Genomic DNA, 25,812 nt, shown 5'->3' on the forward strand with positions numbered 1-25,812 from the left:
TTCAATTCCAGAATTTAAGAAGGGGATGGCATGGCCGAAACGGCGAAAATGAGCATCGGCTCCAAGACCGTCGAACTCCCGGTTCTCACGGGTACGGACGGCCCGCCGGTCGTGGATATCCGTAAGCTCTACGCCGAGACGGATGTCTTCACCTACGACCCGGCCTTCACCTCGACGGCCAGCTGCGAGAGCAAGATCACCTTCATCGATGGTGACAAGGGCGTCTTGCTGCACCGCGGCTATCCGATCGATCAGCTGGCCCAGGACTCGAGCTTCCTCGAGGTCTGCTACCTGCTGCTGAACGGTGAGCTGCCGAACGCGGCGGAGTTCGAGACCTTCGAACACACCATCACCCACCACACGATGCTGCATGAGCAGTTCGACCGGTTCTTCAACGGCTTCCGCCGCGACGCCCACCCGATGGCGATCATGGTCGGCGCCGTGGGCGCCCTGTCGGCCTTCTATCACGATAGCACCAACATCGATGATCCGAAGCAGCGGATGATCTCGTCGCACCGGCTGATCGCCAAGATGCCGACGATCGCCGCCCGCGCCTACAAGTACTCGGTGGGCCAGCCCTTCGTGCACCCGCGCAACGACCTATCCTACGCGGAGAACTTCCTGCGCATGTGCTTCTCGGTCCCGGCCGAGGACTGGAAGCCGAACCCGGTGCTGACGCGGGCCATGGACCGCATTTTCATCCTGCACGCCGACCACGAGCAGAACGCCTCGACCTCGACCGTCCGTCTGGCCGGTTCGTCGGGCGCCAACCCGTTCGCCTGCATCGCGGCCGGCATCGCCTGCCTGTGGGGCCCGAGCCATGGCGGCGCGAACGAAGAAGCGCTGAACATGCTCAAGGAGATCGGCACCGTCGATCGCATTCCTGAGTACGTCCAGGGCGTGAAGGATCGTCGCTATCGCCTGATGGGCTTCGGTCACCGGGTCTACAAGAACTACGACCCGCGCGCGAAGGTCATGCAGCAGACCTGCCATGAAGTGCTGGCCGAAGTCGGCCACGCGGATGACCCGCTGCTGAAGGTGGCCATGGAGCTCGAGAAGATCGCGCTCAACGACCCCTATTTCATCGAGCGCAAGCTGTACCCGAACGTCGACTTCTATTCGGGCATCACCCTGCGCGCGCTGGGCTTCCCGGCCGAGATGTTCACCGTGCTGTTCGCCCTGGCGCGGACCGTCGGCTGGATCTCCCAGTGGAAGGAAATGATCGAGGATCCGTCCCAGAAGATCGGCCGTCCGCGCCAGATCTACACGGGCGCGCCCTATCGCGAGTACGTGCCGGTCGACAAGCGCGGCTAAGCGTCTTTCCCGATAGGCGCCAAGCGCTTATCGGGAAAACCTCGAAACGAATGAAAAAGGGGAGCTTTCAGCTCCCCTTTTTTACGATCTGAAGGACAGCCTCGGCGGCGGCCTCGGAGGGGTCAGGGCCTCCGCGGCCCATCCTGTCCAAGGCGTCGAACTGGGCCGCGACCTGGTCCGCCCGCAGCTTCGGATCATCCAGCCTCGCGGCCACCGCCTTGGCGAGGTCCGGGCCGTTGCAGTCGTCCTGCACGAACTCCGGCGCTATAAAGGCCTGGGCGGCGATATTGAACAGGGTGATGTAGGGCGTCCGGATCAGGCGCTTGAGGATGGTGTGGGTGAGCTTGCCCAGCCGATAGCCCACCACCATCGGCGCGCCGGCCAGGGCCAGTTCCAGGGTCACGGTGCCGGAGCAGGCCAGGGCCACGGTCGCGGCCTTCATGGCGTCGAGCTTGGCCTCATCGCCTTCCACCACATGGGCTCGCCGGGACCAACCGGCGACCTTGGCGCGGACCATGTCGGCGACGGTGGGCGCGGCGGGGATCACCACCTCGAGGTCCGGGCGGTCCGCCTTCAAGAGCATGACCGCGTCCTCGAAGGCCGGCAGGACGCGCTCGATCTCGCCCGGCCGACTGCCGGGCATGACCAGCAGGATCGGATGCTCAGGCGCAATGCCCAGCTGCCGGCGCAGCCGATCCGGATCGGCGCCGGAAAAGTCGATATTCAAGGCCCCATTGCCGACGAAGGTGACCGGCAGGCCCTCCTTCTCGAAGAACGGCGCATCGAAGGAATGGATGGTCAGCAGGTGGTCGACCTTGCCGGCCAGGGTCTTGGCGCGCCCGGGCCGGGTCGCCCAGACCTGGGGGCCGACATACTTCACCAGGGGCAGCTTCGGATCGAGCTTCCTCAGACGGTCGGCGACGCGCAGGGTGAAGCCCCAGCTGTCGATCAGCACGGCCACGTCCGGCGTCTCGCGAGCCGCCAGTTCGGCGGTCTCGGCGACGCGGGCCAGGATCTTCGGATAGGCCATCAGGCCTTCCAGCAGGCCGAGGATCGAAATCTCGGCGATGTCGAAGGGGCTCTCGACGCCCTCGGCCGCCATCTTGGAGCCGCCGACGCCCACAAACCGCACCTGGTCGCCCAGGCGACGGCGCAGGGCCTTGGCGAGACCGGCGCCGCGGTCATCGCCCGACGCCTCAGCGGCCACCAGCATTACGGTCAGGGGCCGGCTCACGGCGCCTCGACCCCGAACACGAACAGACCCAGTTCGTCGGCCAGCGCGATCACCTGGTCACGATCCAGCACCAGCAGGCGCCCCGCCTCCCCCACTACGCCGGCCAAGCCAGCCGCCGCGGCGCGCTGGATGGTGGCGACGCCGATGGTCGGCATGTCGATCTTGGTCTCCTGGATCGGCTTGGGCGCCTTGGCCAGCACACCCTTGTAGGCGCCGGGCTGGCCGCGAATGGCGGTAGGGATGTCGTGCGCCACCCGCCGCAGCATGGCGTCGGTGCCCTCCTGGGCCTCCACCGCCAGCACCAGGCCGTCACAGACAATCGCCCCCTGGCCGATGTCCAGCTTGCCGATCTCGCGGGCCACCATCAGGGCGCGGCCGATGTCGAGCTTATGCTCGGCTTTCGGGGACACCTTGCCCAGCGGCCCGATCCCAAGGGTCAGGGAGCCGTTCGCCTCGTGCGCGCCCTCGATGACGAAGCCTTCCTTGGCGAACTCGTCCAGCACCACCCGCAGCAGGGCGTCGTCGCCATGCTTGGCGGCCTTGATCACGCCCGGCAGGATGGCCATGCCGCGCAGGTCGGGCTTCAGCGCCTTGAAGTCCGGGCGACTGACATTGCCGACGAGGCAGACGGCCTCACAGCCGGCCTGCTTCAGCACCTTGATGCACTTGCCGACCTCGGCCAGACCCACCTCGGCGCCGGGGAACTCCTCGAGCTCTGGGCCCGCAAAGCCCCTCAGGCGGACGACGAACAGGGGCCGGCCGACCTCGGCGCAATGGTTGGCGATCTCCACCGGCAGGGCGCCGCCGCCGGCGATCAGGCCGAGCTTGCGCATAGGGCGGACCTAGACCTCGCGTTCCGGCAGGCAGAGCGGCCGCGAGCCATCCGCCCGGATGAACTCGATGATCTCCACCACCTCTGGGCAGCTGGCGTAGGTCTCCACGGTGTCCTCCAGGCGCTCCTGGAAGGTGCCCTCGTCGGCGAACAGCAGCCGGTAGGCGGCGCGCATGGTGTTGATCGTCTCCCGGCTGAAGCCGCGACGCTTCAGACCCACGAGGTTCAGCCCTTCGAGGTGGGCGTGGTTGCCCCACACAGAGCCATAGGGGATCACGTCCTTCACGACCGCGGCGAGACCGCCGATCATGGCGTGGCGCCCGACCCGGGTGAACTGGTGCACGGCGGCCAGGCCGCCGACGATCACGAAGTCCCCGACCTCGCAGTGCCCGCCCAGGGTCGCCTGCTTGGTCAGGATCACCTTGTCGCCGACGGTGCAGTCATGGCCCACATGGCTCTCGATCATGAACAGGCCGTCGGACCCGACCTTGGTCACCCCGCCGCCGTTGACGGTGCCGATGTTCATGGTCGCGTGTTCGCGGATAGTGTTGCGGTCGCCAATCACCAGCCGGGTCGCCTCGCCCTTGTAGGCGGTATGCTGCGGCGGACCGCCCAGCATGGCGAAGGGATAGACGGTGTTGTCGGCCCCCAGCTCGGTATGGCCGGCCACGACCACGTGGGACACCAGCTTGCAGTTCGGGCCCAGCTTGACGTTGGCGCCGACGGTGCAGAACGGACCGATGCTGACGCCGTCCGCCAGCTCAGCGCCCGCCTCTACGATAGCGGTGGGATGGATCTCGATGCTCATGACGCGGGGGTCTCCACCAGCATGGCGGCGAACTCGGCCTCGGCGGCGATCTTGTCGCCCACCATGGCCTGTCCCGCGAACTTGAACAGGCCGCCGCGCGACTTCACCACACGGACGTTCATCCGCAGCACGTCGCCGGGCCGCACAGGCGCCCGGAAGCGGCAGTTGTCCACCGAGGCGAACAGGATAGTCTTGCCGCGCGGGTCGACCTCAAGGGTCTTGGACATCAGCACCGCGCCCGTCTGGGCCATGGCCTCGACGATCAGCACGCCGGGCATGACCGGATAGTCGGGGAAATGTCCCTGGAAGAAGGGCTCGTTGAAGGTCACGCACTTGATGCCGACGATGGACTCGTTGGCCACAAAGTCCTCAGCCCGGTCCACCAGCAGGAAAGGATAGCGGTGCGGGATGCGCGAGATGATCTCGGCGATATCGATGGCGTTCGCCGCCGTGGTCGTCTGGCTCATTTATCCGTCCCCTCGCGGCGCTGCGATGAGGCCCGGCCAAGCCAGGCGACCTCGCGCATCCATTGTCTGATCGGCTGGGCCGGAAAGCCGCCCCAGGTTTCGCCGGCCGGCACATCCCGCAGCACCCCAGCGCCGGCGGCGATCTGCACCCCCTCGCCGATCACCAGGTGGTCCTTCAGGCCGGCGCGGCCGCCGAAGGCCGATCCGTCGCCGATCACCACGCTTCCGGAGATCCCGGTATGCGCGGCCATGACGCAATTGCGGCCGATGCGGACGTTGTGGGCGATCTGGACCAGGTTGTCGATCTTGGTGTTCTCGCCCACCACGGTGTCGTCATAGGCGCCGCGGTCGATGCAGCTGTTGGCCCCCACAGTGACCCCATCCTGCAGGATCACGCGGCCGAGCTGAGGAATATCGATCACCCCTTTGGGGCCGCCCGTCGCGCCGAACCCGTGCTCACCGATCACGGCGTTGGCCAGGATCTTCACCCGATCCCCGATCAGGGCGAAGGCGATGCTGGCGTTCGAGCCGACATAGCTGTCGCGACCGATGGCGACACCGGGCCCGATCACGGCGTTTGCGCAGATGACCGTCCCACGACCCACACGCGCGCCCGGCCCGATCACCACGCCTGGCCCCAGGCGGACATCGTCTTCCAGCACCGCCTCTGGCGAGATCGCCTCGGCCCCCACATGCAGCCGCGGCCGGTGCAACCGGTCGGCCGCCATGGCGTAGGCCGCCTGAGGCGTCCGGGTCACCAGGGCGATGCAACCCTCGGGGACCGACGCGGCATGCTGAGCGGACACGAACACCGCCGCGGCGGGCGTGTGCGCAAGGTCCGCGAGATACCGCTTGTCGGTGACGAAGGTGATGCTGTCGCGGTCGGCGCGGGCCAGGGTGGCGACGCGACTGACACGAACGGCGCCCGCCTCCGGAGGAAGCGTGGCGCCGGTCAACTGGGCGAGGTCGGACAGGGCCACAGGGCCCAGGTCCTGGAAGAAGCGCGGATCAGGCATGGATACCGTTATGCGGCGTGACCCGCGCAGCCGCGAGTCGTCTTACTTAGTCTGGGCGGCGGGAGCCGGCTGGTCCAGACGTTCCCGGTCGAAGGTGAACTGGGTGATCTTGGCGTTCAGCCCGGTGATCACCGCCGGGGTGATGTCCATCGACGGGTTCGGGGCCACGATCACGGCGTCGCGCGAGATCAGGATGCTGCACTTGGCCTGTTGATAGGCGGCGCGGACCACAGGGTCGAGTTCCTGGGCGATACGGCCCAGAGCCTTTTGCTGGGTGGCCTGCAGTTCACGCTCGCGCAGCTGAGCCTTGCGGTTCAGGGCGTTGGCGCGCAGCTGGATGTCCGCCGACTGCTTGTCGAAGGTGGCCTGATCCAGGGTGGCGCGCTTGGCGTCGATCGCCTTGGCGTCGTTGGCGATCTGGGTCTGCTCGCCATTCACCTCAGACTGCACCTGGGTGCTGATCTGGCCGAGGCGGGTCTGGACGTACTTGCCGACGGTCGAGGAGCCAATGGCGGCGTCCAACGACATCACGCAGATGCCCGGAATGGCGGGGCCCTGGGCGATCGGGGCCGGAGCGGCGGCGCCGCCCTGGGCCAGAGCCTGGGTGGAGGTCGCGAGCGCGGCGGCGACGGCGGTCGTCGCGACGAGGGTCTTCAGTGTCATGAGATCAGAACTTCGTTGAAGTGGAGAACCGGAAGGTTTCGGTCTTGTCGTAAGCTTCTTTGGCCAAAACTTGGCTGAAGTCGAAGCGGATCGGCCCCATGGGCGAGCGCCAGAACACCGAGAGACCCGCAGAGGCCCGCAGGGCGAGGTCGTCATAGATCAGCGGATCGATCGTGCCGGACGCGTTGAGCTTGTCCTTGTCGTCCAAGAGGCCGGCGGTGCCGAAGTCGGTGAACAGCGCGGCCTTGATGCCGTACTGCTCGGGCAGGAAAGTCGGGATCGACAGTTCCAGGGAGCCGACCGCATAGGCCTTGGCCCCCAGGGCGTCGGAGCGGTTGAAGTTCGTATCGCGCGGGCCGATGCCGGCGGTCTCGAAGCCGCGGAAGCTGTTGCCGCCCTTGTAGAAGCGGTCGTTGATCCGGACCGTGTCGCCGTTCCAGCCGGAGACGTAGCCGGCCTGGCCGGTGACCTGCAGCACGAAGTCCTTGTTGAACCCGTGGTACCAGCCGCCTTCGACCTCGGTCTTCAGATAGTTCACGTCGCCGCCCAGGCCCGCGAGGTCCTGGTTGATGGCGGTGTAGAAGCCGCGGGTCGGACGGATCGGGTCGTTCCGGCGATCCAGGCGCAGGCCGTAACCGATCAGCGAGGTCACGTAGCTGCCGCGCTGGGCGCACAGGGACAGGGACACCAGCGGTTGGGTCGGATCGCAGTAGGAATCGTCGATGTCGACGGTGTCGCTGCGCAGGACGTAGCGCGTGGACATGGACGAGTTCAGCGTCAGCGGGAAGCCGGCGCGCAGGTTCATCCCGTAGCTTTCCGACTTGTAGGCCGAGTAGTCGGAGAAGTCGTACTTGTAGGAATAGATGTCGATACCGGCGCGCAGGTTGCGGCCCAGGAACCGCGGCTCGGTGAACGACAGGTCCACCTGCTGGCGCAGGGAGCCGACCGAGACGCGGGCGCGGACGTCCTGGCCACGGCCACGGAAGTTGCGCTGGGTGACGCCCAGGTCCAGCACCAGCTGGTCGACGGAAGAATAGCCGGCGCTGAATGAGAGTTCGCCGGTGGGCTGTTCCTCGACCTTCACCTGCAGGGTCGTGCGATCCGGTTGGGCGGTTGGGATTTCCTTGATGTCCACGTCCTTGAAGAAGCCAAGGGCGCGGATGCTGTTCTTCGACCGGTCGACCAGGGCGCGGTTATAGGCGTCGCCCTCCACCAGGTTCATTTCTCGGCGGATCACATAGTCCAGGGTCTGGGTGTTGCCGACGATGTCGATGCGCTCGACATAGACGCGCGGGCCTTCGTTGACCTCGAAGGTGACGTCGACGGTCTTGGTTTCGCGATTGGGCGTGTAGCGCGGCCGCACGTCCACCGAGGCGAAGCCCGCGGCGCCGGCGGCGAAGGTCAGGGTGTCGGTGGCGTTCTCGATCCGCTCGTCTTCGTAGATGTCGCCAGCGCGGATGGGCACCAGGGCGCGCAGCAGATCCTTGTCCAGCTTCTTCAGCTGGGTTTCCACGTCGACCTTGCCGAACTTGTATTGCGGGCCTTCATCCACGGTGAAGGTGATGACAAAGCCATTCTTGTCGGGCGCCAGCTCGGCCACTGCCGAGACGACCCGGAAGTCGTAGAAGCCGCGGTTGCGATAGTGCTTGCGCAGCTGCTCCTTGTCGTACTCCAGCCGGTCCGGATCATAGTTGGCGTTGTTCGAGAAGAACTTCAGCAGGCTGGTCTGCTCGGTGACGACCACGTCGCGCAGGTCGTTGTCCGAGAACTCCTTGTTGCCCAAGAAGTTCACCCGCAGGACGCCGCTCTTGGGGCCCTCGTTGATCTCGAAGATCAGGTCCACGCGCTTCTGCGGCAGCTCGACGATCTTCGGCGAGACCATCGCCGAGATGCGGCCCGAGCGGCGATAGAGCTCGATGATGCGCTGGACGTCGGTCTGCACCTTGGACTTGGTGAAGATGCCGCGCGGACGCACGGTCACCTCGTCGCGCAGCTTGTCTTCCTTCAGGCCGGCGTTCCCCTCGAACACCACCTTGTTGATGATCGGGTTCTCGACGACCGTGATGGTCAGGTCGCCATTGGCCAGGGCGATCTTCACGTCGGAGAACAGGTCGGTGCGGAACAGGGCCTTCAGCGCCAGGTCGATCTTGGCCGGACCGATGGTGTCGCCCGGCTGAATCGGCAGGTAGGACAGGATCGTCGACTGCTCGATCCGCTCATTGCCCACCACGATGATGCGCTGAACGGCGCCTTCCTGGGCGGAGGCTTGCGCCAGGGCGATCGCCGGCGTGATCAGGGCCGTCGACCCCATCATGAGGGCGAGGCCGGAGGCGAGCGCGGCGCGTCGGGCGCGGGGTCTTTGCATCGTGTCAGCCGTCAACGGAAATGGGCGGGTCAGGAAAAGAGACCGCCGAGGATTTTGAACACTTGCTGCTGCTGCAGATCGTTCCACGTCGCGAACAACATCAAACCGAGCACCAGCGCAAGGCCCACGCGATACCCTGCCGCCTGAACCTTGGCGGCAAGAGGGCGGCGGGCGAGCGCCTCATAGGCGTAGAAGAGCAGATGGCCCCCGTCGAGCACGGGAACTGGCAACAGGTTCATGAAACCGACGCCCACCGAGATGGCCGCGGCCAGTTGCAGAAGGCCGATGGCGCCGCCCAGCAGCATGGTTCCAAAGTCCGGCGCGCCGGCGGTGGAGCTCTTGGCCACCTCCCCAGACAGACGGGCGATTCCGAGGGGGCCGCTCAGCTGGTCGGCGGCGACCTGACCGGTCACCATGCGGCCGATGTAGAAGACCGTGGTCGAGATGATCTCGCCCGTCTTCTTCACGCCCAGGCCCACCGCCTCGATAGGCCCGTAGGTGACCCGCTCGGCCTGGCTCACCGGCTGTAGGCCAAAGGTGCCCTGGCGACGCATTTCGCCGAACGGATCCGGGCGCATCTTCCATTCGGAGGTGGCGGTGATCTGCAGGCGCTCAGCGCCGCGCTGAACTTCGAATTGGGTAGGCAGGTTCACCCGCAGCTGGGCGACGGCGGCGAGGTCGCGGAAGTCGACGACCTTCTTGCCCTCGGCGCTCAGGATCAGGTCGCCGGGCTTGAAGCCGGCCTGCTCAGCCGCGCCGCCTGGGCTGACCACGGCGATCCGCGGCGGGATGACATACTGGCCCAGGCTGAACAGCAGGACCGCGAACAGGGTGATGGAGAGCGCGAAGTTGGCGAACGGACCAGCGGCCACGACAAAGGCGCGCTGCCACAGCGGCTTGAAGTGGAAATACCGCTTCTCGGCCCCCACGCCCTCGCGCAGGATGATGTCCCTGCGCAGGCTGTCGAGGTCTTCCTTGTCCGGCACGCTGGAGGCGTTCTCGTCGCCCGAGAAGCGCACATAGCCGCCCAACGGGATCCAGCCGACGCGCCATTCGACGCCCGACTTGTCCTTCCAGGAGAAGATCGCACGGCCAAATCCGATGGCGAACCGATCGATAGCCACGCCACAGGCCTTGGCGGCCAGGAAGTGCCCAAGCTCGTGCACCGTGACCACCAGGGTCAGGACCAGCAGGAACGGGATGATGTAGATCGGCGCAGCCGCGATGAAGTCGAGCATGGTCGGGCTACTCCCTAGGTCCTGACCGCGGCGCGGCCCAGGACGACCTCATCCGCCACGCGTCGGGCCGTCGCATCATTCCGCCGCGCGGTTTCCAGAGCATCGCCGTCCGACTCCTCAGCGAGGCCCCTCGCCTCAACCCGTTCGAGGGTTTCGGCCACGATTGCGGCAATATCGAGAAAGCCGATCTTACGGTCAAGAAACGCAGCCACGGCGACCTCGTTGGCGGCGTTCATCACCGCCGGCGCAGCGCCGCCCGCCGCAAGGGCCGCCTTGGCCACTTTCAGGGCCGGGAACCGTTCGTAGTCGGGCTCTTCAAAGGTCAGGGCGCCGGATTTCGCCAGGTCCAGCTTGGGCGCAGGCCAAGGCAGACGGTCCGGCCAGGCGTAGGCGCAGGCGATAGGCGTGCGCATGTCCGGCGCGCCCAGCTGGGCCAGGGTCGAGCCGTCGGCGTATTCCACCAGGCTGTGGATGATCGACTGCGGGTGGATCAGGGCGTCAACCCGCTCCGCCGGCATGGAGAACAGATAGGCCGCCTCGATCATCTCGAGGCCCTTGTTCATCATGGTCGCGGAATCGACCGAGATCTTCTTGCCCATGCTCCAGTTGGGATGGGCGACCGCCTGTTCCGGCGTGGCGTGAGCCATCTGTTCGCGGCTCCAGGTGCGGAACGGCCCGCCCGAGGCGGTCAGGATCAGCCGCGACACATGCTGGGCGCAGGACGGGTCCAGCACCTGGAAGATCGCCGAATGCTCGGAATCCACCGGGATCACCGCCCCGCCGGCCAGCCGCGCCATGCGCAGCAGGGTCGGGCCGGCGCAGACCAGGCTCTCCTTGTTGGCCAGGGCGACGACCGCCCCGCCCCTCACCGCCCGCAAGGTCGGCGCGAGGCCCGCAAAGCCGACGATGGACGACATGACCCACTGGGCGCTTTCGGCGGCGGCGTCCGCGACCGCCGAGGCGCCGGCGGCGGTCTCGACGCCCGTGCCCGCCAGCCGGTCACGCAGCTCGGCCAGGCCGGCCTCATTCTCGATCACCGCCAGTTTGGGGCGCCAGCGCCGGGCTTGTTCCGCCAGGCGCTCGACATTGCGGCCTGCGGTCAGGGCCACGACCTCCACCGGCGTGCCGGCCTTCTCGAACAGGTCGAGGGTTGAGACGCCTACGGAGCCCGTGGACCCCAGGATGCTGACGCGACGCGGAAGGTTCAATGGCCCCATCCCAGATGATTCACCAGCCGCGCCCCAGCGATGACCACCACGGCGAACAGCAGGCCGTCGACGCGGTCAAGCAGGCCGCCATGTCCCGGGATCAGATCGCCGGAATCCTTCACGCCAAACCGCCGCTTCAGCATGGACTCCCAGAGGTCTCCGGCCATTGTGGCCAGACCGCCCACCAACCCAACGGCCGCGGCCGCCGCCAGGTTCAACGTGAACATCGGCAGCGAGGCCATCAGGGTCCCGACGCCCATGGAGGCCACCAGGCCGCCGATGAAGCCGGACCACGTCTTGTTCGGGGAGAAGCGGGGCCACAACTTCGGCCCCTTCAACAGGTTGCCCACAGCGTAGGCCGCGATGTCCGCCGACCAGGTGATCAGGAACAGCATGATGGTCCAATAGCGCCCTTGGGGCATGGACCGCAGCCAGACCAGGCAGATGCAGGCGACGGCGATATAGACCACGCCATAGGCCGCATCGGCCGGACGCTCGGCCACCCCGCGCGCCACCAGGGCCGCGGCCATGCCGCCGACGATCATGCCGCCCCAGGCCAGCCACATATGATCCCGGTGGGCCAGGAAAACGCCGACCAGCACGGCGGCGCACACGGCCGCGGAGACCCGCACCGGCGCCTTGGGCGCGCTCATCGCGCCCCACTCGATGGCCAGCAGCGCCACGGCGACGGCGATCAGGGTCAGGAAGGCCCAGCCGCCGAACATCACCGCGGCCAGGACCGACGGGATCAGCAAGGTCGCCGAAGCGACCCGGATCCCCAGGTTGGACCAGTCGAAACGCCTAGCCTGCGGCAAGGACACCGTCCGCGGGCGTGCCGCCATAGCGCCGGTCGCGCCGGCTGAACTCTTCGAGCGCCGCCTTCAGGTGGTCGACGCTGAAATCCGGCCACAGCACGTCCTGGAAGACGAACTCGGCATAGGCGGCTTCCCACAGCAGGAAGTTCGACAGCCGCTGCTCGCCAGAGGGGCGGATAATCAGGTCGGTGGGCGGGGCGTCGCGGCTGGACAGGTGGCGGGCGAACATCGCTTCGTCCAGATCCTCAGGACGTGCGCGCCCGGCGGCGACCTCGGCGGCGAAGGCCCGGGCGGCGTCGACGATATCGGCCTGACCGCCATAGTTGAAGGCGATCTGCAAGAAGAAGGTGTCGTTGTGCGCGGTGCGGGCCTCGGCCTCATCGAGCATCTTGACCAGTTCAGGCGACAGGCCCTCGCGCCGGCCCCAGCAGCGCACCCGCACCCCTTCCCGCTCCAGACGGGTCAGGTCGCTGTCGAAGTAGCGCTTGGGCAGGGCCATGAGCTCGGCCACCTCAGCCGCCGGCCGGCTCCAATTTTCCGTGGAAAACCCGAACACCGTCAGCCACTTGATCCCTAGCGCCGGCGCCGCGGCGACGGTGCGCTTGAGCGCCTCGACCCCGGCCCGGTGGCCCAGGGTGCGCGGCAAGCCCCGGCGCTTGGCCCAGCGACCATTGCCGTCCATGACGATCGCCACATGCAGCGGCGCAGCGGTCGGCTCGGGAGGGGCGGCGGCCATGGTGATCTCCGGCGGCGGAACGGCCGACTATACCTGCATGATCTCTTGCTCTTTGGTTTTCAAGGCGTCGTCCACGCGCTTGATCGCCTCGTCCGTGAACTTCTGGATCTCGCCTTCCATCCGCTTCTGTTCGTCCTGGGTGATGACACCATCCTTTTCGGCCTTCTTCAGGTCGTCATTGGCGTCGCGGCGGACGTTACGCACAGCGATCTTCTGCTGCTCGGCGTACTTGCCGGCCAGCTTGGCGAGGTCCTTGCGGCGTTCCTCGGTCAGGGGCGGGATCGGAATGCGCAGGTTCTGGCCTTCGACGACCGGGTTCAGGCCCAGGCCCGAGGACCGGATCGCCTTTTCCACCGAAACAACCACGCCGCGGTCCCAGACGCTGACGCTGATCGAGCGCGGTTCCGGCACGCTGACGCTGCCCACCTGGCTGATCGGCACCATGGAGCCGTAGGCTTCGACCATCACCTGGTCGAGCAGGCTGGCCGAGGCGCGCCCCGTGCGCAGGCTGCCGAATTCTTCCTTCAGGGCGGCGACGGCCTTGTCCATGCGGTCCCGGTACTTCGCCAGCACCGGCTTTTCACCAGCAGCCATGTCGGTCTCCTCGCTTCAGGGGCCTTCTTTGAGAAAAGGCCGCCAAGTCCTTATAACGGCGTCGCTTCCGCGACGGCAATTCAGGTTCGGGATCAGTTGATCGTCGTAAAGACGCCCTGGCCCTGCAGCACCTTCATGAAGTTGCCCCGCTCACGGATCGAGAACACCACGATCGGGACGTTGTTGTCGCGCATCAGGGCGATGGCCGAGGCGTCCATGACCCTCAGGTCCTTGGCCAGCACTTCCTGATAGCTCAGGGTGTCGTAGCGCTGGGCCGAGGGGTCCTTCTTCGGATCCGCCGTATAGACGCCGTCGACGCTGGTGCCCTTGAACAGGGCGTCACAGCCCATTTCGGCTGTCCGCAGGGCGGCGGGCGTATCGGTGGTGAAGTAGGGCGCGCCCAGGCCGGCGGCGAAGATCACCACCCTGCCCTTTTCCAGGTGCCGCAGCGCCCGGCGGCGGATGTAGGGCTCGCAGACCGCATCCATCGGAATGGCCGACTGAACGCGGGTGTGGACACCGACCTTTTCCAGGGCGCCTTGCAGGGCGAGCGCGTTCATCACCGTGGCCAGCATGCCCATGTAGTCGGCGCTGGCCCGCTCCATGCCGCGCCCCGCCAGAGACACGCCGCGGAAGATGTTACCGCCGCCGATCACCAGGCAGAGCTCCACGCCGGCGTCGGTGACTTCCTTGATATCGGCCGCCACGGCCTCAATGGTCTTGGTGTCGATGCCGAACAGGGCGTCGCCCATCAGCACCTCGCCCGACATCTTCAGAAGGATCTTCTTGTAGCGGGGTTCTGACATGGCGGCCTTCGAGAGAATCTAGCGGGTCCCTACATAAACCAAGGGCGCGATGCGTGTAACGCACCGCGCCCTTGAGAGACGTCAAACTCTGAGAGTCAGGATCAGGCCTGACCGCTCATCGCCGCGACTTCGGCCGCGAAGTCCGGGCCTTCAGTCTTCTCAACGCCTTCGCCCAGGGCGAAGCGCACGAAGCCCTTCACCGAGACCGACGCGCCGACCGCCTTGGCGGTTTCGGCGACCAGTTGCTCGATGGTCTGGTCCGGGTTCATGACGAAGGGTTGCTTCAGCAGCACCACTTCTTCCTGCCACTTGCGGATCCGGCCCTCGACCATCTTCTCGGCGATTTCGCGGGGCTTGCCCGATTCCATCGCGGTCTGGGTCTGAATCTCACGCTCCTTGGCGACCACGGCCGGGTCCAGCTCGTCGCTGTTCAGGGCCAGCGGCGGGGTCGGGGTGCCGGCCACGTGCATGGCGATCTTACGGCCGACTTCCTTCAGCTGCTCGGCGTCACCGGTGGACTCCAGGGCCACCAGCACCGCCAGCTTGGCCACGTCGTCGCCCTGCTTGTTGTGCAGGTAGAGCGACACGGCGCCGGCGTCCACCGACAGGCGGGCCGAACGGCGCAGACGCATGTTCTCGCCGATGGTGGCGATCAGGTTGGTCACCACGTCCGAGACGACTTCGCCCTTGGAGGTCTTGGCGACCAGGATCGCGTCCACGTCACCGTCGACGCCCAGGGCCACGTTCGCGAATTCACGCGCCGCGCCTTGGAAGGTCTCGTTCTTGGAGACGAAGTCGGTTTCAGCGTTCAGCTCGACCAGCACGCCGGTCTTGCCGTCGGCGCTCGTCTTGCCGGCCACCAGGCCTTCGGCCGCGGCGCGGTCGGCCTTCTTGGCGGCCTTGGACAGGCCCTTGGTGCGCAGCCAGTCCATGGAGGCTTCGACGTCGCCGCCGTTTTCCTGAAGCGCCTTCTTGCAGTCCATCATGCCCGCGCCGGACTTTTCGCGCAGGTCCTTGACCAGCTGAGCGGTGATCTCCGCCATGGTCGGCTCCTTCCGTTCGAATAAAGCGACGGGCCCGAAGGGACCCGTCGCCAGAGGTCTAGTTGTGGTTCGCTACGCCTTGATGGCGCAGGCGACTATTCGGCGACCGGCTCGGCGGCCGGGGCGGCCGGTTCCAGTTCACGCGCCAGGGTCGGCTCGATCGGGGCGACCGAGGCGCCCAGGTCCACGCCCGCAGCCGACTGGCCAGCGGCCAGGCCGTCGAGGACGGCGTCGGCGATCAGGTCGCAGTACAGCTGGATGGCGCGGGCGGCGTCGTCATTGCCGGGGATCGGATAGGTGATGCCGTCCGGATCGCAGTTGGTGTCCAGGATGGCCACGACCGGGATGCCCAGCTTGCGGGCTTCCTGGATGGCGATGGCTTCCTTGTTGGTGTCGATCACGAACATCAGGTCGGGGATGCCGCCCATGTCCTTGATGCCGCCCAGGGACAGTTCCAGCTTGTCGCGCTCGCGGGTCAGCTGCAGCAGTTCCTTCTTGGTGCGGCTGTTGTCGCCTTCCAGCACGCCTTCCAGCTCGCGCAGACGCGCGATCGAGCCGGAGACGGTGCGCCAGTTGGTGAGCGTGCCGCCCAGCCAGCGGTGGTTCACATAGTACTGGGCGCAACGCTTGGCGGCGACGGCGACCGGATCGGAAGCCTGGCGCTTGGTGCCGACGAACAGCACGCGGCCGCCGGACGCGGCGACTTCACGGACCTTCACCAGGGCCTGGTGCAGCAGCGGGATCGACTGCGACAGGTCGATGATATGGATGTTCGAGCGGCTACCGAAGATGTAGCGGTCCATCTTCGGGTTCCAGCGGTGCGTTTGGTGGCCGAAGTGGGCGCCAGCTTCCAGGAGCTGACGCATGGAGAATTCAGGAAGCGCCATCGGCTTTTCGTCCTTTTTCCGGTTAACCTCCGCAGGCAAACCCTCCCGGACGGGAGGACCGGAATGGCGAAGAACGGGATGTCTCCCCGAACTGGCCAAACGCCTACGTGTGGAATGGGCGCGGATTTAGGCGCGAACGCCTGAAAAAGCAAGCCCCTCGGGATTGCCAGCCCTCCAGCGCCAGCCCACACTCATAGGTCACAGGTGAGCGCAATGATCACTCTGACGATCCTGGCCGCCTGGGCCGCGACCGGCAGCGGCGGCGCCCTGACCGCGCCCCAGCCGCCGGCCCCGCCGGCGCTGATCGGCGCCATGCCGTCGCCGGAGCCGTTCAAGCCCTACAAGCCGAAGCCGATCTACGACACCCGCGGCGGTCTCAATCCCTATGCCAAGCCGGCCAAGCCAAAGGGTTACATCGACCTCTATCACCCGAAGACGAAGTCGACGTTCTGAGGTCGTCCACATCCGCACATCCCGGCATTCGCCGGATGCCCGGGGCAAAACTACAGGTCCTCGACGAACACCACGCCGGGCGCGGTCTTCAGCGCGCCGCGCACGGCGCCGTCCAGGGTGAAGCGGCCGGGCAGCTTCAGTTCGATCTCGCGGCCGCCCTCGACGGCGGCGACCAGGATGATCTCGCCGCCGCGGGCGTTGCTGACGCCCTCCAGCCGCCGCTTGAGCGCGTCGATCTCGGCGCTGCGCGGAGTGACATGGACGCGCAGGCCGGCGACAGCGTTGGCGATGGTCTTGTCCACCGGCTCGGCGTCATCACCGAAGAACCGCACCTCCCCGTCCCTGGCCTTGGCGCGGACCTTGATCGCCACGGCCTTCCCCGGCTCCAGCATCTCGCGGCACTTGCGCAAGGATTCCGGCGGGAACAGCACCTCGTATTCGCCGGTCGGGTCCGAGAAGGTGACGAAAGCGAACTTCTCACCACTGGACTGGCTGGCGCGCTCCTGCTTGCGGCGCACGATGCCGGCCATGCGGAAGGCTTCCGCCCCAGCCTCGGCCTTGGGGATCACGTCGGCCAAAAGGTCGGTGCGCTTGCGGCGCAGGGCCTCGACCATGTCGTCCAGCGGGTGGCCGGACAGGTAGAATCCGACCGCGGCCAGTTCCTCGTCCAGACGCTGGGTCGGGGTCCAGGGCTCAGCCTTCGGGATACGCGGCCGCTGGGCCTCGGCCTGGTCGCCCCCGAACAGGGAGCCCTGCGACGAGGCGCGCTCGGCGGCGATGCTCTGGCCATAGCCGATCAGCACGTCGGCGGCGGCCACCAGCTGGGCGCGGTTGGCGTTCAGGCTGTCGAAGGCGCCGGCCCGCGCCAGGGTTTCGAAGCAGCGCTTGTTCACCTGGCGCGGATCGATCCGCTCGACGAAATCGAAGATGTCGCGGAAGGCCCCGCCCTCGCGGCGGACCTCGACCACATGCTCCATGGCCTGCAGGCCGACATTGCGGATGCCGCCCAGGGCGTAGAGCACCTCGCCGTTCTCGACCTCGAAATCCGCGCCGGAGGTGTTGATGTCCGGGGCCCGGATGGTCACCCCGAACCGCTTGGCGTCCTGGTAGAACACCGACAGCTTATCGGTGTTGGCGATATCCAGGCTCATGGAGGCGGCGAAGAACTCCACCGGCGCGTTCGCCTTCAGCCAGGCCGTCTGGTAGCTGACGACGGCGTAGGCGGCGGCGTGGGACTTGTTGAAGCCGTAGCCCGCGAACTTGTCCACCAGGTCGAAGATGGCGCCGGACTGGGCGGCCGGAACGCCCTTGGCCTCGGCCCCGGAGACGAAGCGAGCGCGCTGCTGCTCCATCTCCTCCTTCTTCTTCTTCCCCATGGCCCGACGCAGCAGGTCGGCTTCGCCCAGGCTGTAGCCCGCCAGGATCTGGGCGATCTGCATCACCTGTTCCTGGTAGACGATGATGCCGTAGGTCTCGTTCAGGACCGGGGCCAGGGTTGGGTGCAGGGTGTCGATGGGCTTGCGCCCGAACTTGCAGTCGATGAAGGCCGGGATGTTATCCATCGGGCCAGGGCGATAGAGCGCGCCCACGGCGGTGACGTCTTCGATCGAGCCGGGTCGCAGCTGACGCAGGGTGTCGCGCATGCCCTGGCCTTCCAACTGGAAGACCCCGACGGTCTGGGCGTTGGACATCAGCTCGTAGGTCTTGGCGTCGTCCAGCGGCAGGGCCGCCATGTCGACCCGCGCCCCGCGCTTCTCCAGGTGCTTCAGCGCCCGGTCGATGACGGTCAGGGTCTTCAGGCCCAGGAAGTCGAACTTCACCAGGCCGGCGCTTTCGACCCACTTCATGTTGAACTGGGTGGCCGGCAGCTCGGAGCGCGGATCGCGATAGAGCGGGGTCAGTTCGGTCAGGGGCCGGTCGCCGATCACCACGCCGGCGGCGTGGGTCGAGGCGTTGCGGTACAGGCCCTCGAGCTGCAGCGAGGTGTCGAGCAGCAGGGCGACCGCCTCGTCACTGTCCCGCTGTTCGCGCAGGCGCGGCTCGATCTCGATGGCCTTGGCCAGGGTCACGGGGTTGGCGGGGTTGGCCGGCACCATCTTGGCCAGGCGGTCCACCTGGCCCAGCGGCAGCTGCAGCACCCGGCCCACATCGCGCAGCACGGCGCGCGCCTGCAGGGTGCCGAAGGTGATGATCTGTGCCACCCGGTCGCGGCCATAGCGCTGCTGGACGTAGGAGATGACCTCTTCCCGGCGCTCCTGGCAGAAGTCGATATCGAAGTCGGGCATCGACACCCGCTCCGGATTGAGGAAGCGCTCGAACAGCAGGCCGTAGCGAAGGGGATCGAGGTCGGTGATGGTCAGGGAATAGGCCACGAGCGACCCCGCACCCGAACCCCGCCCCGGCCCCACCGGAATGCCGCGCGCCTTGGCCCACTTGATGAAGTCCGACACGATCAGGAAATAGCCGGGGAACCCCATCTGGGTGATGACCCCGATCTCCCGCTCCAGCCTGGCCTCATAGTCCTCCACCGGGAAGGCGTTGGCCTGGCCGCGCGCCATCCGCGCCTTCAGGCCCTCGCGGGCCTGGTGAGCCAGTTCCTCGGCTTCCGTGCGGCCGGCGTCGCTGGGGAAGCGCGGCAGGATCGGGTCGCGCTTCTTGACCATGAAGGCGCAGCGTCGGGCGATATCGACGGTGTTGTCGCAGGCCTCGGGCAGGTCGGCGAACAGGGCGCGCATGTCGGCGGCGGGCTTGAACCAGTGCTCGTCGGTGACCCGGCGGCGTTCGTCCTGGCTGATGAAGGCGCCGTCGGCGATGCACAGCAGGGCCTCGTGCGCATCGTACATGGCCTTGGCGGCGAAATAGACGTCGTTGGTGGCGACCAGGGGCACGTCGTTCGCATAGGCGAAGGCGACCAGATCGGGTTCGGCGGCGGCCTCCGCGGGCGTGCCGTGCCGCTGAAGCTCGATGTAGAACCGGTCCCCGAACACCCGGGCCATCTCGGCCAGGGCCGCATTACCCTCGGCGGTCTTGCCGGCGGCGAACAGGGGATCGATGGGGCCGTCGGGACCGCCCGACAAAAGGATCAGCCCTTCGGAATGCTGCGCCACCAGTTCCCAGGGGGCCGAAGGCTCGGACATCCCGTCGGATTCCACATAGGCGTGGGACGAGAGCACCGAGAGATTGAGGTAGCCCTGTTCCGTCTGGGCCAGGAGCACGACGGTCGGCGTCTTAGCCCAGGCTTCGCCGGCCTTTCCCCCGATGCCGGTCACCGGCAGGGCGCAGCCGACGATGGGCTGGACCCCGGCGTCCTTGGCGGAGACCGAAAACTCAAGCGCGCCGAACAGGTTGGCCCGGTCGGTCAAGGCCACGGCCGGCATGCCGTTCTTGGCGGCGTAGCCCGGAACCTTGTCGGCCTTGATCGCGCCTTCCAGCAGCGAATAGGCGGAGCGGACCCGCAGGTGGACGAACCCGTCGCTCTCCCCTGCCCCGTCGCTCACATCCGCCTCCTACACCCTCGCTCAGGCCGCCAGCTGGGCCACCTGACACATCATCCAGACAAAGCTGGCGACCGACACAAAAGCCAGCGATTCCCGAGCCAGACGAACCATCTTGCGCACCCCCGTTGTGGACGTTCTCTGGATGTTCTTATTTCTGGTTTTGTTCTCGTCGTCAAGAGGGCTATGCCAGCCCCTCGCCCCGCATGCAGGGAGCGGGTCGGGACATGGGCTCAGAGCGCCTGCGGCTCCAGCTTCCCGGCCTTCAGCCCCAGCACGCGGTCCATGTGACGGGCGAGCTCGAGGTTGTGGGTGGCGACGAGGGCTGAGACGCCCTCGGCGCGGGCCAGGGCGTAGAGGTTCTCGAACACCGCGGTGGATGTCGCGGGATCCAGGTTGCCGGTGGGCTCGTCGGCCAGGAGCAGGCGCGGCTTGTTGGCAAGCGCACGGGCGATGGCGACCCGCTGCTGTTCCCCGCCGGACATCTGGGCCGGCTGGTGGTGGACGCGCTCGGCCAGGCCCAGTTGGCTGAGCAGGCTCTCGGCGCGGTCGCGGGCCGCCTTGCGGCTCTTGCCGGCGATCATCTGCGGCAGGGCGACGTTATCCAGGGCTGTGAACTCCGGCAGAAGGTGGTGCGCCTGGTAGACGAAGCCGATGGTCCCCAGGCGGATGCGGGTGCGCACCCGGTCGCTGAGGTTCGAGCAGTCGCGGCCCTCGATGAAGATCTGGCCTTCGGTCGGCCGCTCAAGCAGGCCCGCGGCGTGCAGCAGCGAGGACTTGCCCGAGCCGGACGGCCCGATCAGGCCGACGATCTCGCCGCGTTGCACGTCAAGCTCGGCGCCGTCGAGGACGGTCAGCGTCCGGTCGCCGGACTTGTAGGTGCGCTTCAGCCCGCGGATTGCGAGCACCAAGTCGGCCTCACTCATAGCGAAGGGCCTCCACCGGATCGAGACGCGAGGCCCGCCAGGCGGGCGGCAGGGTGGCGACAAAGGCCATGGCCAGCGACCAGAAGGTGATGCCCGCCACCTCCTGCCAGTCGATCTTGGCCGGCACGCGGGTCAGGAAATAGACGTCCGAATTGAACACCTGGGTCCCCGTCGCCCACTCCACGAAGGACTGGATCGGACCGATGAAGGTGCAGAACAGCACGCCCAGGATCAGGCCGGCGATGGTGCCCAGGAGGCCCACGAGCGCACCGGTCATGAAGAAGATGCGCAAGATCGAGCCCTGCCCCGCGCCCATGGTGCGCAGGATGGCGATGTCGCGCCCCTTGTTCTTCACCAGCATGACGAGGCCGGAGATGATGTTCATGGCCGCGATGGCCACCAGGAGCATCAGGATCAGGCGCATGACGTTGCGCTCCACCTGCAGCGCGCCCCAGTAGGAGGCGTTCTTTTCCGTCCAGTCGGTGACGACGCTGGTCGGGCCGGCGATGCGGGCGACCTCGGGCTTCAGGGCCATGGCGTCGTCGGCGTTGGTCAGCTTCATCTCCACGAAGTCGACGCCGGTGTCGCGGCCGAAGAACAGCTGGGCCTGGTCCAGCGGCATGTAGATGAAGGTCTGGTCGTACTCGCTCATGCCGACGCTGAAAGTGCCGGCGACGGTGTAGGTCTTGCGCTGGGGCGTCGCGCCAAAGGCGGTGGCGCCTCCGGTGGGCGAGATCAGGGTGAGCGCATCGCCCGGCTGGACGCCGAGGTTCTGGGCCAGGCGGTCGCCGACCATGATCAGGTCGCCGCCATATTCGCCAGCGCCGAAGCCCTCGAGCGAGCCCCGCACGATGTTGCTGGAGACGAGTTTGGTGGCGGCCAGGTCGCTGGGGCGGATGCCGCGGACGATGGCGCCGCTGATCTGCCCCTGGCCGAGCGCCATGGCCTGGGCCTCGATGATGGGCACCACCTGGACGACGCCCGGAATGGCCTTCAGCCGGGCGATCATCGGGTCGCGCTCCGGCGTCATCATGATCCCGCCGGTGACGTACATGTGGCCGTTAAAGCCCAGGATGCGGCCGAGCAGTTCGGAGCGGAAGCCGTTCATCACGCTCATGACGATGATCAGCACCGCCACGGCCAGCATGATGCCGATGAAGGAGATGAGCGAGATCAGCGCCACGCCGCCCTCGCTGCGCTTGGCGCGCAGATAGCGCAGGGCGACCGAGCGCTCCCATAGGCCGAAGGGCGCGGCGCGACCTCCGGTCAGGTTATCGGCTGAACTCACGCGTCCCCCATTCGCTTACGGCGCCGCTGTTGGAAGGCCATGTAACGCAGATGCGTCCTGCTGGCTCCCGCGACGGATCGCAGGCCTGTGAATTAGCCGGCGAAGGCTCAGCTTTGCAATCAAACCAGAACGAAAAGAAGGCCACCCAAGGACGGGCGGCCTTCAGCCAAACCAGAACGAAAAGAAGGCCGCCCAGGGAGGTGGGCGGCCTTCAGGTCGTCGGGGAAAAACGCCACGGGCGGACCAACTGGGCCAGCCGTGATGAGGAGGTGTAACGCGAGTTACGCCGGACGTTTCCCGTAAAGCTACGTCGCGGAACAGGCTTGCGCGATCCGCCCAAGCTTTGGGCGAAGCCTGCCCAGCGCGCGCAAATTTGCGGCGCTGGGCCCCGTCTCAGGACCAGTTATGGGGCAGAGGCGGGATGCTGATCAGGTGGAAGGTCACCACCAGCCAAAGGATCGCGAACAGGATCGCCGAGACCCAGGTGGTGGTGATGAACTTCTTCTTGAGCTTCGGATCCACCGGCGCGCCGGGGTCGCCCCCGTCGCCCTTGTCGATGCCGGCCTCCGCGTGGCTGGTCACGCCCAGCGGCAACACGGCGAACAGCACCGTCCACCAGATGGTCAGGTAGATGGCGATGGCGGTGAAGAGGCTCATGCTCAGGTGTCCCTAGTGGGCGTCTTTCGGGGTTTCCATCAGCTCGACCAGCACGCCGCCCATGTTCTTCGGATGGACGAAGATCACCGGGGTGCCGTGGGCGCCGATCCGCGGCTCGCCGGTGCCCAGGACGGTTGCGCCCTTGGCGCGCATGTCGTCGCGGGCGGCGATGATGTCGGGCACTTCAAAACAGATGTGGTGCTGGCCGCCGGCCGGGTTCTTGGCCAGGAAGCCATGGACCGGCGAGGCCTCGCCATAGGGCTCGATCAGCTCGATCTGGCTGTTGGGCAGGTTGACGAAGCACACCCACACGCCCTGCTCCGGCATGGCGAACTTCTCGCCGATGGAGGTGGCGCCCAGGACGTCGCGATAGAGCTTCACCGACTCGTCGATGGAGGGGGTCGCGACCCCAACATGGTTCAGTTTGCCGATCATGGTCGCCTCTATACTCCCTGGGGGCTCGATGCCGGAAGGCCTAGGCGATCTGCCGCAGCGGAACGCCAGACCCCGCTAGAGCCTCAGAACGGTTGTCTCCACCACGGGGCGGCGGCCCCAGATGCGCTGGCTGGCCTTCTTCACGGCCCGGCCGAGCGCCTGTTCGACCAGGTCGTCGAACTCGCGGTCGTCGCCGGACAGGCGCTTGAGCGCCTGCTCGGCCTCGCCGGCCAGATCGTCCAGCACCTCGTCCAGGGGGTAGTCGTCGTCGGTGGGCAGGCCGATGGCGCGGACCTGGGGACCCGAGGCGATCTTGCCCCGACCGTCCAGGACCACGGCGACGCTCAACACGCCGTTGAAGGCGGCGTGACGGCGCTCGCGCAGGGCGTCACCGTTCTCCGGCGTCACCACACCCGCGTCCACATAGAGCCGGCCTGACGGGACCTCGTCGATGATCTCGGCCCGGCCGGGGGCCAGGCGGACCATGTCGCCGTTACGCGGCGCCACCGTCTGCGGAACCTGCAGGTCGCGGGCGAAGGCGGCGTGTTCCAGCAGGTGACGGCGCTCGCCATGGGTCGGCACCGCGATCTGCGGCCTGGCCCAATGGTACATGCGCGACAGCTCGTCCCGGCACGGGTGGCCGGAGACGTGGATCCCCGGATGGTCGCGCTCGGTGTAGAGGCGCACCCCGCGGTCGGCCATCTTGTTCTGCAGGTTGCGGATCGGCACCTCGTTGCCCGGGATGACGCGGGAGGAGAAGACGCAGGCGTCCCCTGCCCCCAGCTTCACGTGCGGATGGGTGCCGTCGGCGATCCGCGACAGAGCCGCGCGGGCCTCGCCCTGGCTGCCGGTGCACAGATAGAGGATCTGGTCGGCCGGGAATTGACCGGCCTGCTGCTCGGTGACGAACTCGGCCACGTCGTCGAACAGGCCCACATGCCGCGCGGCCGAGGCCATGCGGATCATGGAGCGGCCCACCAGGCAGACCCGGCGGCCGGCCGCCTTGGCGGCGTTGATCACCGAGTGCATCCGCGCGACGTTGGAGGCGAAGCAGGCCACAGCCACCCGGCCCTTCAGCCCGCCGATCAGCCCGGCCAGGGCCTCGCGCACATCAGCCTCAGAGCCGGCCTCACCGTCGACGAAGACGTTGGTCGAGTCACAGACCATGGCCAGGACACCCTCGTCGCCCAGGCGCTGGATGGTCCCGGAGTCGGTCACTTCGCCCAGCACCGGATCCGGATCGATCTTCCAGTCGCCGGTGTGCAGGATGACGCCCAGCGGCGTGCGGATCGCCAGGCCATTGGGCTCGGGGATCGAGTGGGTCAGGGTCACCATCTCCACCTGGAACGGGCCGATATCCAGGGTCCCGCCCAGCGGCACCTCGGTGATCTCAGCCTCGCCCAACAGGTCCTGCTCGCGCAGCTTCTCGCGCAGGAGGAAGGCGGTGAAAGGCGTCGCGTACAGCGGCGCGCGCAGGCGCGGCCACAGCCAGGCCACCGCGCCGATATGGTCCTCGTGGGCGTGGGTCAGCACGATGCCCAGGATGTCGTGGGCGTGCTGCTCGATGAAGGTGGGGTCCGGCAGGATGATCTCGACCCCAGGGGTCGTCTGGTCGCCGAAGGTCACGCCCAGGTCGACGACGATCCACTTGCGATCGTGCGGCGGGCCAAAGCCGTACAGATTGAAATTCATGCCGATCTCGTTCGACCCGCCCAGCGGCAGGAAGACGAGTTCGTCGTCGGGTTTTGCTTTCGCCATCACGCCTTTTGGGTGTTGCGCCGCTGGATTTCCAGCAGGCCGCGGATCGTTAGATCGGGATCGAAGTGGTCAATCGCCAGGGTCGCACCGTGAAACAGCGAGGCGACGCCGCCAGTGGCGACGACCGTCATGGGCTTGTCCCATTCGGCCTTGATGCGGGCGATGAGGCCCTCGATCAAGGCGATGTAGCCCCAGAAGACGCCGGCCTGCATGGCCCCGACCGTGTCCTTGCCGACCACGCGCTGGGGCTTCTGGATAGCAACGCGCGGCAGCTTGGCGGCCGCGGCGTGCAGGGCCTCCATGGACAGGTTGATGCCGGGCGCGATCACCCCGCCCTCGAACCCACCATCGGCGGCGACGATGTCGAAGGTGGTGGCGGTGCCGCTGTCGATGACGATCAGGTCGCCCGGATAGATCACATGGGCGCCGATGGCGTTGACCAGGCGGTCAGCGCCGGCTTCCGAAGGCTTGTCGATACGCACCGGAATGCCCAGCACGGCGTTCTCGCCGATCACCAGGGGTTCGACGTGCAGGTAACGGCGGGCGAGGTTGCGCAGGTTGAAGATCGACTGCGGCACCACGCTGGAAATGATGCAGGCGTCCAGCACCTCGAACTTAAGGCTCGCCATAGCGAGCAGTTGGGACAGCCAGACGGCGTATTCGTCGGCGGTGCGGCTGGAATCGGTGGCCGCGCGCCATTGAGCGATCCAGGTCTCGCCGTCATGAACGGCGAACATGGTGTTGGTGTTGCCCTGTTCGATCGCGAGCAGCATCT

General features: G+C 67.0%; 25 protein-coding genes. 2 read left to right on the forward strand and 23 right to left on the reverse strand.

Annotation, left to right across the window (positions count from 1 at the left end; genetic code table 11):
- Positions 1–30 precede the first annotated feature (30 nt).
- Positions 31–1,314, forward strand: a complete 1,284-nt coding sequence (gene gltA / locus ACFQ27_RS08180) for a citrate synthase (RefSeq protein ID WP_377353227.1) — start codon at positions 31–33, stop codon at positions 1,312–1,314.
- A 67-nt stretch (positions 1,315–1,381) separates the two neighbouring features.
- On the opposite strand, the gene lpxB is transcribed toward gltA, so the two are convergent.
- The 15 genes from lpxB to rpsB form a co-directional block, all read right to left on the reverse strand.
- Positions 1,382–2,548 (reverse strand): lipid-A-disaccharide synthase, encoded by a 1,167-nt coding sequence (lpxB, locus tag ACFQ27_RS08185; RefSeq protein ID WP_374346726.1) that lies wholly within the window; start codon positions 2,546–2,548, stop codon positions 1,382–1,384.
- On the reverse strand, positions 2,545–3,381 hold the full coding sequence (gene lpxI, locus ACFQ27_RS08190; RefSeq protein WP_377353228.1) for a UDP-2,3-diacylglucosamine diphosphatase: 837 nt from the start codon (positions 3,379–3,381) through the stop codon (positions 2,545–2,547). Before lpxI ends, lpxB begins: the two co-directional genes overlap by 4 nt.
- Positions 3,382–3,390: 9 nt before the next feature.
- Positions 3,391–4,182: an acyl-ACP--UDP-N-acetylglucosamine O-acyltransferase gene (lpxA, locus tag ACFQ27_RS08195; protein ID WP_374346791.1), complete on the reverse strand. Its 792-nt coding sequence runs from the start codon at positions 4,180–4,182 to the stop codon at positions 3,391–3,393.
- Between the two features lie 2 nt (positions 4,183–4,184).
- Positions 4,185–4,655, reverse strand: a complete 471-nt coding sequence (fabZ, locus tag ACFQ27_RS08200) for a 3-hydroxyacyl-ACP dehydratase FabZ (RefSeq protein ID WP_374346728.1) — start codon at positions 4,653–4,655, stop codon at positions 4,185–4,187.
- Complete coding sequence (gene lpxD / locus ACFQ27_RS08205) at positions 4,652–5,671, reverse strand: UDP-3-O-(3-hydroxymyristoyl)glucosamine N-acyltransferase (protein WP_377353229.1); 1,020 nt, start codon at positions 5,669–5,671, stop codon at positions 4,652–4,654. Before lpxD ends, fabZ begins: the two co-directional genes overlap by 4 nt.
- Before the next feature lie 42 nt (positions 5,672–5,713).
- Positions 5,714–6,334, reverse strand: a complete 621-nt coding sequence (locus tag ACFQ27_RS08210; protein ID WP_377353230.1) for an OmpH family outer membrane protein — start codon at positions 6,332–6,334, stop codon at positions 5,714–5,716.
- A gap of 4 nt (positions 6,335–6,338) precedes the next feature.
- Positions 6,339–8,699: an outer membrane protein assembly factor BamA gene (bamA, locus tag ACFQ27_RS08215; protein ID WP_374346731.1), complete on the reverse strand. Its 2,361-nt coding sequence runs from the start codon at positions 8,697–8,699 to the stop codon at positions 6,339–6,341.
- Positions 8,700–8,728: 29 nt separating this feature from the next.
- A complete protein-coding gene (locus ACFQ27_RS08220; RefSeq protein WP_374346732.1) occupies positions 8,729–9,937 on the reverse strand; it encodes a M50 family metallopeptidase in 1,209 nt (402 codons plus the stop codon).
- Between the two features lie 14 nt (positions 9,938–9,951).
- Positions 9,952–11,154 carry a 1-deoxy-D-xylulose-5-phosphate reductoisomerase gene (locus ACFQ27_RS08225; RefSeq protein ID WP_377353231.1) on the reverse strand — a complete coding sequence of 401 codons (1,203 nt, stop codon included), beginning with the start codon at positions 11,152–11,154 and terminating at the stop codon, positions 9,952–9,954.
- On the reverse strand, positions 11,142–11,987 hold the full coding sequence (locus ACFQ27_RS08230; protein ID WP_377353232.1) for a phosphatidate cytidylyltransferase: 846 nt from the start codon (positions 11,985–11,987) through the stop codon (positions 11,142–11,144). Before ACFQ27_RS08230 ends, ACFQ27_RS08225 begins: the two co-directional genes overlap by 13 nt.
- Positions 11,947–12,696 (reverse strand): polyprenyl diphosphate synthase, encoded by a 750-nt coding sequence (gene uppS, locus ACFQ27_RS08235; RefSeq protein WP_374346735.1) that lies wholly within the window; start codon positions 12,694–12,696, stop codon positions 11,947–11,949. Before uppS ends, ACFQ27_RS08230 begins: the two co-directional genes overlap by 41 nt.
- Before the next feature lie 27 nt (positions 12,697–12,723).
- Positions 12,724–13,290 carry a ribosome recycling factor gene (frr, locus tag ACFQ27_RS08240; RefSeq protein WP_374346736.1) on the reverse strand — a complete coding sequence of 189 codons (567 nt, stop codon included), beginning with the start codon at positions 13,288–13,290 and terminating at the stop codon, positions 12,724–12,726.
- A gap of 92 nt (positions 13,291–13,382) precedes the next feature.
- Positions 13,383–14,096: a UMP kinase gene (gene pyrH / locus ACFQ27_RS08245; RefSeq protein WP_374346737.1), complete on the reverse strand. Its 714-nt coding sequence runs from the start codon at positions 14,094–14,096 to the stop codon at positions 13,383–13,385.
- A gap of 101 nt (positions 14,097–14,197) precedes the next feature.
- Positions 14,198–15,139 carry a translation elongation factor Ts gene (tsf, locus tag ACFQ27_RS08250; protein WP_377353234.1) on the reverse strand — a complete coding sequence of 314 codons (942 nt, stop codon included), beginning with the start codon at positions 15,137–15,139 and terminating at the stop codon, positions 14,198–14,200.
- Positions 15,140–15,234: 95 nt separating this feature from the next.
- On the reverse strand, positions 15,235–16,026 hold the full coding sequence (gene rpsB / locus ACFQ27_RS08255) for a 30S ribosomal protein S2 (protein ID WP_374346739.1): 792 nt from the start codon (positions 16,024–16,026) through the stop codon (positions 15,235–15,237).
- Between the two features lie 213 nt (positions 16,027–16,239).
- Here rpsB and ACFQ27_RS08260 point away from each other — a divergent pair, with 213 nt between their 5' ends.
- Positions 16,240–16,479 carry a hypothetical protein gene (locus ACFQ27_RS08260; protein ID WP_377353236.1) on the forward strand — a complete coding sequence of 80 codons (240 nt, stop codon included), beginning with the start codon at positions 16,240–16,242 and terminating at the stop codon, positions 16,477–16,479.
- A 50-nt stretch (positions 16,480–16,529) separates the two neighbouring features.
- Here ACFQ27_RS08260 and dnaE read toward each other — a convergent pair whose 3' ends face one another.
- The 8 genes from dnaE to ACFQ27_RS08300 all read right to left on the reverse strand — a co-directional run bounded on the left by dnaE (position 16,530) and on the right by ACFQ27_RS08300 (position 25,810).
- Entirely contained in the window at positions 16,530–19,976 is a 3,447-nt protein-coding gene (dnaE, locus tag ACFQ27_RS08265; protein WP_377353238.1) for a DNA polymerase III subunit alpha, read from the reverse strand.
- A 21-nt stretch (positions 19,977–19,997) separates the two neighbouring features.
- A complete protein-coding gene (gene sidA / locus ACFQ27_RS08270) occupies positions 19,998–20,087 on the reverse strand; it encodes a cell division inhibitor SidA (protein ID WP_377353239.1) in 90 nt (29 codons plus the stop codon).
- A gap of 119 nt (positions 20,088–20,206) precedes the next feature.
- Positions 20,207–20,899 carry an ABC transporter ATP-binding protein gene (locus ACFQ27_RS08275; RefSeq protein WP_377353240.1) on the reverse strand — a complete coding sequence of 231 codons (693 nt, stop codon included), beginning with the start codon at positions 20,897–20,899 and terminating at the stop codon, positions 20,207–20,209.
- Positions 20,892–22,187 (reverse strand): lipoprotein-releasing ABC transporter permease subunit, encoded by a 1,296-nt coding sequence (locus tag ACFQ27_RS08280; RefSeq protein WP_377353241.1) that lies wholly within the window; start codon positions 22,185–22,187, stop codon positions 20,892–20,894. The genes ACFQ27_RS08275 and ACFQ27_RS08280 overlap by 8 nt, the downstream gene beginning before the upstream one ends.
- Before the next feature lie 393 nt (positions 22,188–22,580).
- Positions 22,581–22,844 carry a DUF1467 family protein gene (locus ACFQ27_RS08285; protein WP_374346746.1) on the reverse strand — a complete coding sequence of 88 codons (264 nt, stop codon included), beginning with the start codon at positions 22,842–22,844 and terminating at the stop codon, positions 22,581–22,583.
- 12 nt (positions 22,845–22,856) lie between these two features.
- Entirely contained in the window at positions 22,857–23,279 is a 423-nt protein-coding gene (gene mce / locus ACFQ27_RS08290; RefSeq protein WP_377353243.1) for a methylmalonyl-CoA epimerase, read from the reverse strand.
- Between the two features lie 75 nt (positions 23,280–23,354).
- Positions 23,355–25,037, reverse strand: coding sequence for a ribonuclease J (locus ACFQ27_RS08295; protein WP_377353244.1), 1,683 nt, complete (start codon positions 25,035–25,037; stop codon positions 23,355–23,357).
- Positions 25,037–25,810 (reverse strand): type III pantothenate kinase, encoded by a 774-nt coding sequence (locus ACFQ27_RS08300; RefSeq protein ID WP_374346749.1) that lies wholly within the window; start codon positions 25,808–25,810, stop codon positions 25,037–25,039. Before ACFQ27_RS08300 ends, ACFQ27_RS08295 begins: the two co-directional genes overlap by 1 nt.
- Between the last annotated feature and the right edge of the window lie 2 nt (positions 25,811–25,812).

It is taken from the genome of Phenylobacterium conjunctum (assembly GCF_042679085.1).
Classification (GTDB): domain Bacteria; phylum Pseudomonadota; class Alphaproteobacteria; order Caulobacterales; family Caulobacteraceae; genus Phenylobacterium; species Phenylobacterium conjunctum.